Source organism: Polaromonas sp. (assembly GCF_031411155.1).
In the GTDB taxonomy this organism is placed as follows: Bacteria; Pseudomonadota; Gammaproteobacteria; order Burkholderiales; family Burkholderiaceae_C; genus Polaromonas.
Map to the genome: position 1 here is coordinate 1 of NZ_JANOAL010000201.1, position 9,811 is coordinate 9,811.

11 protein-coding genes and 1 pseudogene are annotated in these 9,811 nt (G+C 66.2%); 4 read left to right on the top strand and 8 right to left on the bottom strand.

Translation table 11 applies throughout. From position 1 onward, the window contains the following. Nucleotides 1–1,632 carry a M48 family metalloprotease gene (locus RMO23_RS12660; protein ID WP_405041602.1) on the top strand — a complete coding sequence of 544 codons (1,632 nt, stop codon included), beginning with the start codon at nt 1–3 and terminating at the stop codon, nt 1,630–1,632. On the opposite strand, the gene RMO23_RS12665 is transcribed toward RMO23_RS12660, so the two are convergent. From RMO23_RS12665 to RMO23_RS12675, 3 genes are all read right to left on the bottom strand, one after another. Next, nucleotides 1,588–1,941 (bottom strand): phage holin family protein, encoded by a 354-nt coding sequence (locus RMO23_RS12665; protein WP_309682009.1) that lies wholly within the window; start codon nt 1,939–1,941, stop codon nt 1,588–1,590. The genes RMO23_RS12660 and RMO23_RS12665 overlap by 45 nt on opposite strands. 261 nt (nt 1,942–2,202) lie before the next feature. Next, a complete protein-coding gene (locus RMO23_RS12670; protein ID WP_309682011.1) occupies nt 2,203–2,652 on the bottom strand; it encodes a hypothetical protein in 450 nt (149 codons plus the stop codon). A 99-nt stretch (nt 2,653–2,751) separates the two neighbouring features. Then, complete coding sequence (locus RMO23_RS12675) at nt 2,752–3,480, bottom strand: TerC family protein (protein WP_309682013.1); 729 nt, start codon at nt 3,478–3,480, stop codon at nt 2,752–2,754. A gap of 377 nt (nt 3,481–3,857) precedes the next feature. On the opposite strand from RMO23_RS12675, the gene RMO23_RS12680 reads away from it, so the two are divergent. Both RMO23_RS12680 and RMO23_RS12685 read left to right on the top strand, forming a co-directional pair. Next, on the top strand, nt 3,858–4,292 hold the full coding sequence (locus RMO23_RS12680; protein WP_309682014.1) for a DUF3717 domain-containing protein: 435 nt from the start codon (nt 3,858–3,860) through the stop codon (nt 4,290–4,292). 114 nt (nt 4,293–4,406) lie between these two features. Then, the gene (locus tag RMO23_RS12685; RefSeq protein WP_309682016.1) at nt 4,407–4,709 is read left to right on the top strand and encodes a DUF2007 domain-containing protein; all 303 of its coding nucleotides are present in this window, start codon (nt 4,407–4,409) and stop codon (nt 4,707–4,709) included. A gap of 25 nt (nt 4,710–4,734) precedes the next feature. Here RMO23_RS12685 and purB read toward each other — a convergent pair whose 3' ends face one another. After that, entirely contained in the window at nt 4,735–6,138 is a 1,404-nt protein-coding gene (gene purB, locus RMO23_RS12690) for an adenylosuccinate lyase (RefSeq protein WP_309682018.1), read from the bottom strand. Nucleotides 6,139–6,248: 110 nt separating this feature from the next. Here purB and RMO23_RS12695 point away from each other — a divergent pair, with 110 nt between their 5' ends. Then, a complete protein-coding gene (locus RMO23_RS12695; RefSeq protein ID WP_309682019.1) occupies nt 6,249–6,863 on the top strand; it encodes a glutathione S-transferase N-terminal domain-containing protein in 615 nt (204 codons plus the stop codon). A gap of 159 nt (nt 6,864–7,022) precedes the next feature. On the opposite strand, the gene RMO23_RS12700 is transcribed toward RMO23_RS12695, so the two are convergent. The 4 genes and pseudogenes from RMO23_RS12700 to RMO23_RS12715 form a co-directional block, all read right to left on the bottom strand. After that, a complete protein-coding gene (locus RMO23_RS12700) occupies nt 7,023–7,496 on the bottom strand; it encodes a nuclear transport factor 2 family protein (RefSeq protein ID WP_309682022.1) in 474 nt (157 codons plus the stop codon). Nucleotides 7,497–7,506: 10 nt separating this feature from the next. Beyond that, complete coding sequence (locus tag RMO23_RS12705) at nt 7,507–8,277, bottom strand: SDR family NAD(P)-dependent oxidoreductase (RefSeq protein WP_309682024.1); 771 nt, start codon at nt 8,275–8,277, stop codon at nt 7,507–7,509. Between the two features lie 109 nt (nt 8,278–8,386). Beyond that, nucleotides 8,387–8,962, bottom strand: coding sequence for a DUF3833 domain-containing protein (locus RMO23_RS12710; protein WP_309682026.1), 576 nt, complete (start codon nt 8,960–8,962; stop codon nt 8,387–8,389). After that, nucleotides 8,949–9,617: pseudogene (locus RMO23_RS12715) on the bottom strand (MFS transporter); the annotation flags it as partial. The gene RMO23_RS12710 and the pseudogene RMO23_RS12715, both read right to left, overlap by 14 nt. Between the last annotated feature and the right edge of the window lie 194 nt (nt 9,618–9,811).

A 9,811-nucleotide genomic window follows, 5' to 3' on the forward strand; every position in this document is an offset into this window, starting at 1 on the left:
TTGTCCCCTTCCGCCCGTTCTGAAAAATTCACTGGAAACGCGCGCTGTCCCCTGGCACGGCTGGCGCTGGCCGCCTTGGTGCTGGCGGTCTGGGCCAGCGTGTCGCTGGCCCAGACCGCTGCGCCGCAGCCCGGCGGCTCCGGCGCGCTGCCGCATCTGGGCGAGGGCTCCGAGCTGACACCCGGCGCCGAACGCCGCCTGGGCGACCGGATTGCGATCAGTCTGTACCGCGACGCCGACACGATAGACGACCCGGTGCTGGTCGACTACCTGCAAGGCATCTGGCAGCCCTTGCTGGCGGCGGCGCGGGCGCGCGGCGAGTTGCCCCCCGAACTCGATGAGCGCTTTGCCTGGCAGCTGTTTCTGATTCGCGACCGCACGCTCAATGCCTTTGCCCTGCCGGGCGGGTATTTGGGGCTGCACTTGGGCATGATTGGCAGCGCGGGCAGCGCCGATGAACTGGCGGCGGTGCTGGCGCATGAACTGAGCCATGTCACGCAGCGGCATATTTCGCGCCTGATGACCAACCAGTCGCGGCAGACGCCGTTGCTGATTGCGGCCATGATTCTGGGCGCCCTGGCCGCCAGCAAAAGTTCCGACATGGCCAGCGCGGCCGTGGTCGGCGGGCAGGCGCTGGCGGTCCAGGGCCAGCTCAATTTTTCGCGCGGCATGGAGCGCGAGGCGGACCGCATCGGTTTTGGCGTCATGACCGACGCCGGCTTTCAGGGCCGGGGCGTGACCGCCCTGTTCGACAAGCTGCAGCAGGGCGCCCGGCTCAATGACAGCGGGGCGTTTCCCTACCTGCGCTCGCACCCGCTGCATTCAGAACGCATTGCCGAGGCGCAGGCGCGTCTGCAGCTGGCGCCCAGCGCCGCCGCCAGCGCCAACAAGGACAGTGAGGCCGAGGCCGGCAAGGCGCGCCTGCTGCACGCCCTGATGGCGGCCCGTGCCCGCGCCCTGGCCGCGCCCGGCGTGGACGGCTTGCGCACCCTACTGGCCGAGGCCCAGCGCCGGCTGGCCGCGCCGACGACCGAGCCGCCCACCTCGCCAGCCGGCAGCCGCGATGCGGGCGTGTTGTACGCCGGCGCCCTGGCCGCCGCCCAGCTGCGCGATTTTGCCGCGGCGCGCAGCCTGGTCGCCCGGCTCAAGCCGCTGGCCGCCGTCAGCCCGCGCGCCAGCCAGACGGTGGAGCTGCTGTCGGTCGAGATGGATCTGCTGGCTGGCGCCGTGCCGCCGGCAGCGGCCACGCTGGACCTGGGCCGGGCAACGACCCGCGCCGAGCTGCTGCTGCAGGGCCGCGCCCTGCTGGCGGCCGGTCGGGCCAAAGAGGTGTCGGAGCGGCTGCAAACCTGGGTCGCCACCCACCCGCGCGATGCGGGAGCCTGGCAACTGCTGGCGGTGGCTTACGGCAACCAGGAGCAGAGCGTGCGGGCCATACGCGCCGATGCCGAAGGCCGCGCCGCGCAGCTGGACTACCCGGCCGCGCTGGACCGGCTGAAGGCCGCGCAGGGCCTGATGCGCGGCAACCCGGCCAGCGCCGACCATGTCGAGGGCTCGATCATCGACACCCGCACCCGGCAGATGGAGCTACTGGTTAAAGAGCAGGCGCTCCAGGACAAAATCGATCGCTAGCTGCAGTGCCGAGTAAATCAGCGAGCCAATCAGGGCCGCGCCAAAACCGCTCACGTTCAGGCCGCTGACCAGGCTGGCCGCAGCCCAGAACACCAGCGCGTTGACCACAAACAGGAACAGCCCCAGGGTCACCAGCGTCACCGGCAGCGTCAGCAGCACCAGAATCGGGCGCAGCACGATGTTCAGCGCGCCCAGCACGGCCGCCGCAATCAGCGCGCCGGTAAAGCTGGTCACCACCACGCCCGAATAAAGGTAAGCCACCGCCAGTAGCGCGGCGGCGCTCAGCAGCCATTTGAGGATGAGTTTCATGGCCGCAGAATACCACTGCCACCCCAGAAAGCATGCGCCCCAGCTTCCCGTTCAAGGGGCAGCGCAGTACGCGAAGCGACAAGCGTGGGGGCTAACGGCCGCCGCGCCGGGCCGCCCCAAGCAAGGCCAGCCCCCTCGGGGGGCAGCGCAGTACGCGAAGCGACAAGCGTGGGGGCATCAATTTCCGCCGGGCCGTCCCAAGGAAAATACGCCCCCTCGGGGGGCAGCGAAGCACACGCAGTGGCGAGCGTGGGGGTCCATTCAATCCGTGGCGACCAACAGCCCCGCGCCGGCCAGTGCGGCCGCATAGCCCAGAACGCCGTGATGCTCCTGTGCCTGCGTGGCCGTCACCGGCTGCAGATCCTGGCCAAACTTGGGCCGGCGGGCATCGAGCACCCGTGCCGCGCCATGTTGCCGGATCAGCGACTCGGTCTGGCTGCACAGCTTGTTTTCGGCCAGCAGCGTCATGGCCGCGTCGCCTTCCTGTTGCACCAGCGGCAATACCTGGGCAAACACCTTGTCGCCCCACTTGCGGCGCCAGCCTTCGCGCGCGCTGTGGGTCACCCATTTGCTGACATGGTGCGTCACGCGTGGCGCGCAGCCCACCAAAATCCAGCGCGTCGGGGTGCGGGCCTCGCCCGCGGCCAGCATGGGTTGCAGGATGTGCAGCGCGTAGGCGGCATCGTCCAGGTACACAATGATGTTGTCCATGAAAGTTCTCCTTCGGTTATCGACGTTGTAGAAGTCTTGGGCTGACGCGGCAAAGGCCCTGGCATCGAGCCGTTGCACAAGCCCCTGCCAGGCGCCGCATCAATGGGGCACCAGGTTGGCCTCCTGTCCGGACTTGGCGCGCCGCGTGGCCCACCAGCCCGCGCCCAGCACGCCCACCACGGCCAGGGCATAGGTGGCCCACTGGGCGACGGTGTAAAGGGTTTCCAGTGAGGCCAGCGAATCCGGGCCGCCATACACCGGGTCCAGCAACTGCTCGCTGACAATCATCTTGGCGGCGGTCAGGGCCAGCACGGCGGCGCCCAGGTGGATGATGAGCGGGAAGCGCTCCACCAGCTTGAGCACCACCGAGCTGCCGAACATCACGATCGGCACGCTGACCAGCAGGCCGATGATGACCAGGTCGAACGAGCCATGGGCGGCACCGGCCACGCCCAGCACGTTGTCAATGCCCATCAGTGCGTCGGCCACCACAATGGTTTTCATGGCGCCCCAGAAGGTGCTGGCCACCGGGCCGTCATGCGACTTGTCGCCCTGGTCGGCCAGCAGCTTGTAGGCAATCCACAGCAGGCCCAGACCGCCCACCAGCATCAGGCCGGGAATCTTGAGCAGCCACACCACGCCGACCGTCATGGCGGCACGCACCACGATGGCGCCCATGGCACCCCAGGCGATGGCTTTTTTCTGCAGATGCGGCGGCAGGTTGCGCGCCGCCAGCGCGATCACGATGGCGTTGTCGCCAGCGAGCACCAGGTCAATCAAAATGATGGCCAGCAGGGCTGACCACCAGGGAGCTGTAAATAATTCCATATGCACTTTCCGTTTCAGGTTCGACATGAACACCCGCGCAGCGGATATCCGGCTGGTGGAAGCCTGAAAGGTCGGTGAAAAGGCGAAAAGTAAAAAGATGCCGCGAACGCCTCGACGCAAACCTGCTCAGGTTTCCAGTCGAAGGTCTGGCTCAGCATGCAGTGTCGCTGCATGCCCGGCAAGCCGGAAGCGTAAGCTTCGTAATGACGACTTGCCGATGCGGTTTTGCTGGGGTGTCTGTTAGAAAGTAGTGCAGCAAAACTGGGGAGTTACTCCCCTTCGTTCCGCTATTTGACCGCAAAACCGGAAATTTTGCAAATCGCCCGCCCGCCAGCCCCGCAGCGGCCGGGCCCGGGCTGCCCGATAATGAACAGCCTATGCCCGGCATCCACATCACTGACATCGAAGCCGCCATCAACTTCTGGCGCGCCAACAAGCCCTCGCCCGACGGCATCACGCTGGCGCCCGAGTTGCGCGCGCTGGCCGAGGTCTATGCGCTGCTGGTGTACTACCACGAGGAAGAAGCCGACGAGGCGAGCTTTCCACCAAAGGCGCTGGCAGCCTGGCGCGCCTGGTACGACACCACCGCCGACACCCCGTGCATCGCGATCTGCTCGACCAGCCAGGGCGACGACCTGTGCAAGGGCTGTGGCCGCCGCTTTGACGAGGTGCAGCGCTGGCCCGAAATGAGCCCGGCCGAAAAGCGCGCCACCTGGCGCCGCATCACGCTGCAGGCCACGTCCTGGCGCTTTGGCCACTACGCCGACCGCGCGCTCGAAAACAGGGAGCCAGGCGCCGCCGCGGGCGCCTGAAAAGCCGCCGGAACGCCGCCCGAAAGCAAAAAACAGGTATTTTTGGCCTCCAGCCCCCGTTTATCGGGCGTATACAGCTATTATTTTTATAGCAAAATATTGCTACACTGGTCCATGCTTCGCCTCACCCAAGCCCCGAATATTGCGATTGCCACGCTGTGGGTTGACGCGCTGCGGCAGGCCGGCGTGGCGGCCAGCGTGCAGCGCTATTTTCTCGGCAGCGTGGCCGGCCAGTTGCCGCCCGACCAGTGCTTGCCCGAGGTCTGGCTGACCGACGATGAGGACGAAGCCCGCGCCCGCGAGTTGCTGCACGGCCTGCAAAACATGCCGCAGCGGCGCTGGGTCTGCGTTTGCGGCGAGATCGTCGAGGGCGGTTTTGAGCAATGCTGGCGCTGCGGCGCCGACATGCCGGCCTGACAGCGCCCGCAGGGCAAGGAGAGGATTACACCCGTTTCGCCAGCGTCGCCGCCAGGCCGACATAGCTGGCCGGCGTCATGGCCAGCAGCCGTTCTTTTTCGGCCTCTGGAATCTGCAGCGAACGGATCAGGCCGTGCAGCGCCTCGGGGGTGACGGTTTTGCCGCGAGTGACTTCCTTGAGCTGTTCATACGCGCCCTGCACGCCGTAGCGGCGCATCACGGTCTGTATCGGTTCGGCCAGCACTTCCCACGAGGCGTTCAGGTCGTCCTGCAGCGCTTCGCGGTTCAATTCGAGCTTGCCCAGGCCCACGCCCAGCGAGTTGTAGGCCAGCACGGCGTAGCCCAGCGCCACGCCCATGTTGCGCAGCACGGTGGAGTCGGTCAGGTCGCGCTGCCAGCGGCTGATGGGCAGCTTTTCGCTCAGGTGCCTGAGCAGCGCATTGGCCAGGCCCAGGTTGCCTTCGGCGTTTTCAAAGTCAATCGGATTGACCTTGTGCGGCATGGTGGATGAGCCGATTTCGCCGTCTTTCAGGCGCTGCTTGAAGTAACCCACGCTGACATAGCCCCACACATCACGCGCAAAGTCGATCAGGATGGTGTTGCTGCGGGCCACGGCGTCGAACAGCTCGGCCATGTAGTCGTGCGGCTCGATCTGGATGCTGTAGGGCTGAAAGTTCAGGCCCAGGCCCAGCGGCTCGGGCGTCTCGATCACCTGGCGGCTGAAGGCCTCCCAGTCGAAGTCGGGCCAGGCCGACAGGTGGGCGTTGTAGTTGCCGACGGCGCCATTCATCTTGGCCATGATCTTGACGCCGGCGATCTTTTCACGCGCCAGTACCAGGCGCACCACCACGTTGGCGATTTCCTTGCCCACGGTGGTCGGGCTGGCGGTCTGGCCGTGGGTGCGGCTGAGCATGGGTTCATCGGCAAAGGCGTGGGCCATCTCGCGCAGCCGGGCAATCAGCTTGTCGAGCGCCGGCAACACCACTTGGTCGCGGCTGCTTTTGAGCTGCAGCGCGTGGCTGGTGTTGTTGATGTCTTCGCTGGTGCAGGCAAAGTGAACGAACTCGCCGGCGCTTTGCAGCTCGGGCCGGGCTTCAAACCTGGACTTGATCCAGTATTCCACGGCCTTCACGTCGTGGTTGGTGGTTTTTTCAATCTCCTTGATGGCCACGGCATCGGCCTCGGAGAAATTCTTGACCAGGCCCAGCAGGTAGGTGCGCGCGCCGGGGCTCAGCGGCTTGAATTCGGCAAATTTGGCATCCGACAGCGCGATGAACCAGGCGACCTCGACCTGAACCCGGCGATGCATATAGCCTTGCTCGGACATCAGCGGGCGCAGCTGGCCCAGTTTGCCGGCGTAGCGGCCGTCCAGCGGGGACAGGGCGTTGATGGTGGAAAACGCGGCGGAGGAATGGGGGGTCGGGCTCATGACTCAATTGTAGGCCGGGCAACTGTGGCGCTGGGCAGACGGCGCCGCGCCGCCGGCCCCGCCGAATCGATAGAATGCGCTAACTACGGACCACGATCACAAGCCCACCCATGAAACTCATCGGATCCGCCACCAGCCCCTATGTACGCAAAGTGCGCATCGTCATGGCTGAGAAAAAACTCGACTACCAGTTCGTCCAGGAAGACGTCTGGGCCGCCAGCACCACCATCACCGCCTCCAACCCGCTGGGCAAGGTGCCCTGCCTGGTCATGGAGGGCGGCGAAGCCGTGTTTGACTCGCGCGTCATCGTGGAATACCTGGACACGCTGTCGCCGGTCGGCAAGCTGATTCCGACGCAGGGCCGCGAGCGCGCCGAGGTCAAAACCTGGGAAGCGCTGGCCGATGGCCTGGTGGACGCCGCGATTCTGGCCCGCCTCGAAGCCACCTGGTCGGGCCGCAGCGAGGCCCAGCGCTGCGATGCCTGGGTGCAGCGCCAGATCGGCAAGATCAACGCCACCCTCAAGGCCATGAGCGCCGGTCTGGGCGACAAGGCGTTTTGCAGCGGCATTCACCTCAGTCTGTCGGACGTGGCGGTCGGCTGCGCGCTGGGCTACCTCGAGTTCCGCTTTCCCGAGATCAACTGGCGTGAGAGCTACCCCAACCTGGCCAAGCTGCAGGACAAGCTGGCACAGCGCCTCAGCTTCATGGAAACCCAGCCGAGCTGACGTGCTGGCCCCCACGCTTTTTCACTTCGTGTAAACGCTGCCCCCCGAGGGGGCGCTGCGCCTGCGGCCCGGCGAAGCCGGTTCCGCGGCCCTGGCTGGGGGATGCGGGGGCGGCCCGGCGGAACATTGCCGGTCGCCCGTTCCTGTGGATACGATGTGCTATTGCCGGGCGCGCTTTTTCAGCCAGCGCATCAGGCCGCCGACCCAGGGCAGCTTTTCATACAGCTCTTCGGCGGCATCCCAGTAATCGCGGTGAAAGTCGATCAGGCCGCCGGCCGTGAACTTCAGGTGCGAGCCGCCGCGCACGGTTTGCAGCGTCGCCGGGTCGAAATTCTTGAAGTGAAACTCGAAGTTCCAGCTTAAGAAACACTGGTCGCCGTCGACGATGCTGTCGGTGACGACAAAGCGCGGTCGCTCCAGCGCCGCGTACATGTGGCTGAAGACGCCGCGCACGCCGGCCAGGCCGCGCACCTCGTTGAACGGGTCCTTGAAGTAGGCCTGCGCGGTGTAGAACTGGTCCAGCCGGTCTAGGCTGGCCGGCGTCAACGCCTCAAAAAAATCGGTCAGGCGCGCCACGGCGGCCCGCGTTGTGGCGTCTGGAGCGGGTGCAAGTGCAAGTGGGTCGGGGTGCATGGCCGCAAGCTTACAGCGCCGTGACCTTGCGCACGAGCGCAAAGTAGGCACGGTAGGGCAGCAGGCGCAGGGCCTTCATGCCCCAGGTAAAGCGCCTGGGAAAGTGAATCTCGAACTGGCCCTTGCGCCAGCCGCGCAAAATTTCGTCCGCCGCCTGCGCCGGCGACAGCAGCGCCGGCATGGCGAACTGGTTGTGCGCCGTCAGCGGTGTTTGCACAAAACCGGGGCAAATCAGGCTGACAGCGACGCCGCTGCCCTTCAAATCGAGGTACAGCGTTTCGGCCAGGTTGGCCAGCGCCGCCTTGGTTGGCCCGTAGGCCAGGCTGTTGGGCAGGCCACGGTAGCCGGCCACGCTGCTGACGAGGCTGATGTGGCCCGCCCGGCGCGCCACAAAATCGGGCAGCACCGCGTCCAGCAGCCGCAGCGCCCCCAGGTAGTTGACCTCGCTGTGCTGCAGCATTTGCGCCAGGTCGTAGTCGGTGGCGCGCAGTGCCTGGTAGTGGCCGGCGCAGTACAGCACCAGGTCGAGCGGGCCGGCGGCCAGCACGGTCCGCGCCGCCGCCCGCATGGCCGCCGTGTCCGTCACATCCAGCGGCAGCGCCTGCGCGCCGGGGTGGGTCAGCGTGAAGGCGTGCAGCGCGGCGGCGTTGCGGGCCGAGACCCAGACGCGGGCACCCTGCGCATGCAGCGCGTGGGCCGTGGCCTGGCCAATGCCGCTGGAGGCGCCGACCAGCCAGACGCTTTTGCCGCGCCAGTCGGTGAGGGGAGGGTTGAGGGCCATGAGGGGTGTCGTCAGGTTCAGGTTCAGGTGATGGTTGCTATTGAATTAATAGCTATATGTGCACGTTGTTATTGGGCTGGCGGCCTGTTTGGCTGCTAATCCGGGGTTTTCAGCGTTTCACGAAGGACAGGGTGACTTCGCCCAGCCTGAACCCGAACTTGCTCATGGCGGCCTTGTTCAGCATCACCTTGTCGCTCATCAAATACATCCAGTCGTCAAAATCAACGTTGATGACCCGGCCATCCACCGGCAGCTTCAGCGTGTAGCCCCAGCGAAAGGCGTTGCCCTTTTCCTGGCCCTGGGCGCTGCCGACCACATCGGCGGCGCTGCCGCTGTATTTGCCATCGGCCGTGCGCTTGAGGGTCCAGACGCGGCGGTCCTGGGTGCCGTCGGAATAGCTGAAGGCCTCGTCCAGCGTGCCGGTCTCGGCGCCCGGCGGGCCTTGCCAGCTGCAGGTCATGACCACGGTAAAGCGTTTCACGACCTGGCCCGAGCGGTCGGTGAAGACGCCGTAGGCGTCCACCGTGCCGTTGAAGTACTGGCGCAGGTCCAGCACCGGCTGTTCGGCCGCGTAGTCGGCGACCTGCGGCCCGGCGCAGCCCGCCAGCAGGGCGGCGGCCAGCAGCAGGGTGGAAACGGCGCCCGGCAGGCGGGGCTTGGGCAGGAGCAGGTCAGGCAGCTTCATGGGGCGGGGCTTTCGGGGGTGGTTTGATGATGAACAGGTAAAGACCGGCGGCGGCCGCCAGCTTGAGCCCGCAGGGCAGCACGCAGTAGGCGATCAGCAGCGCGTCCAGCGCCTGCGCATCGCGCACGCCGGGTGCATAGCCAAACAGGGCTAGCAGCGGCAGCGCCAGCCCGGCGGCCAGCGCCAGATTGAGCTTGGTCGCGAAATTCCACCAGCCAAAGTAGGCGCCCTCGGCCCGGCCAGCCTGGCCGCTGGCCTGAATCAGGCCGGCCAGCAGCGCACCGGGCAATGCCAGGTCGGCGCCCAGCGCCACGCCGGACAGCGCGCAGACCAGCGCAAAGCCCGCGCTGTGCCCCGCGCCCAGCTGCGTGGCCCAGCCAAACACCGCAATCGCCAGCAGCATGCCGCCCAGCCAGGCCCGCGCCAGCCCGATGCGTTTGACCAGGGCCAGCCACGGCGGAATCGACAGCGCGGCGCAGACAAAATAGGCGCCCAGAAACACCGGCTCCATGCTTTGAGGCGCCTGCAGCCGGTCCTGGATGAAAAACAGCACCAGCGTGGCCGGCACGGCGCTGGCAATGCCGTTGAGCATGAAGACGGCGAGCAGGCGCCGAAAGGCGGCATGCTGGAGCGGGATCCAGAGCGCACCCCCGGCGTGCCCATCGGCCGGGTGCGGGTGGTCACGAATATTAACGCAACCGATGCTATGAAATTTGCCATAAGCGGCGGCGTAACGGAGGTGGAAGAACATTCGTAGGACACAATGTCCGTGTGTCTTTTCTGTTTTGTTTGTGAATACGTATTCGTATTTTATACGTAGGGTCATGCTCCTGGCACGGCCGAAACCAG

What these genes read in the sequence shown, in the direction of transcription:
- RMO23_RS12665 (WP_309682009.1), bottom strand. Translation starts at nt 1,941, where the DNA reads ATGAAACTCATCCTCAAATGGCTGCTGAGCGCCGCCGCGCTACTGGCG.
- RMO23_RS12670 (WP_309682011.1), bottom strand. Translation starts at nt 2,652, where the DNA reads ATGGACAACATCATTGTGTACCTGGACGATGCCGCCTACGCGCTGCAC.
- RMO23_RS12675 (WP_309682013.1), bottom strand. Translation starts at nt 3,480, where the DNA reads ATGGAATTATTTACAGCTCCCTGGTGGTCAGCCCTGCTGGCCATCATT.
- RMO23_RS12680 (WP_309682014.1), top strand. Translation starts at nt 3,858, where the DNA reads ATGCCCGGCATCCACATCACTGACATCGAAGCCGCCATCAACTTCTGG.
- RMO23_RS12685 (WP_309682016.1), top strand. Translation starts at nt 4,407, where the DNA reads ATGCTTCGCCTCACCCAAGCCCCGAATATTGCGATTGCCACGCTGTGG.
- purB (WP_309682018.1), bottom strand. Translation starts at nt 6,138, where the DNA reads ATGAGCCCGACCCCCCATTCCTCCGCCGCGTTTTCCACCATCAACGCC.
- RMO23_RS12695 (WP_309682019.1), top strand. Translation starts at nt 6,249, where the DNA reads ATGAAACTCATCGGATCCGCCACCAGCCCCTATGTACGCAAAGTGCGC.
- RMO23_RS12700 (WP_309682022.1), bottom strand. Translation starts at nt 7,496, where the DNA reads ATGCACCCCGACCCACTTGCACTTGCACCCGCTCCAGACGCCACAACG.
- RMO23_RS12705 (WP_309682024.1), bottom strand. Translation starts at nt 8,277, where the DNA reads ATGGCCCTCAACCCTCCCCTCACCGACTGGCGCGGCAAAAGCGTCTGG.
- RMO23_RS12710 (WP_309682026.1), bottom strand. Translation starts at nt 8,962, where the DNA reads ATGAAGCTGCCTGACCTGCTCCTGCCCAAGCCCCGCCTGCCGGGCGCC.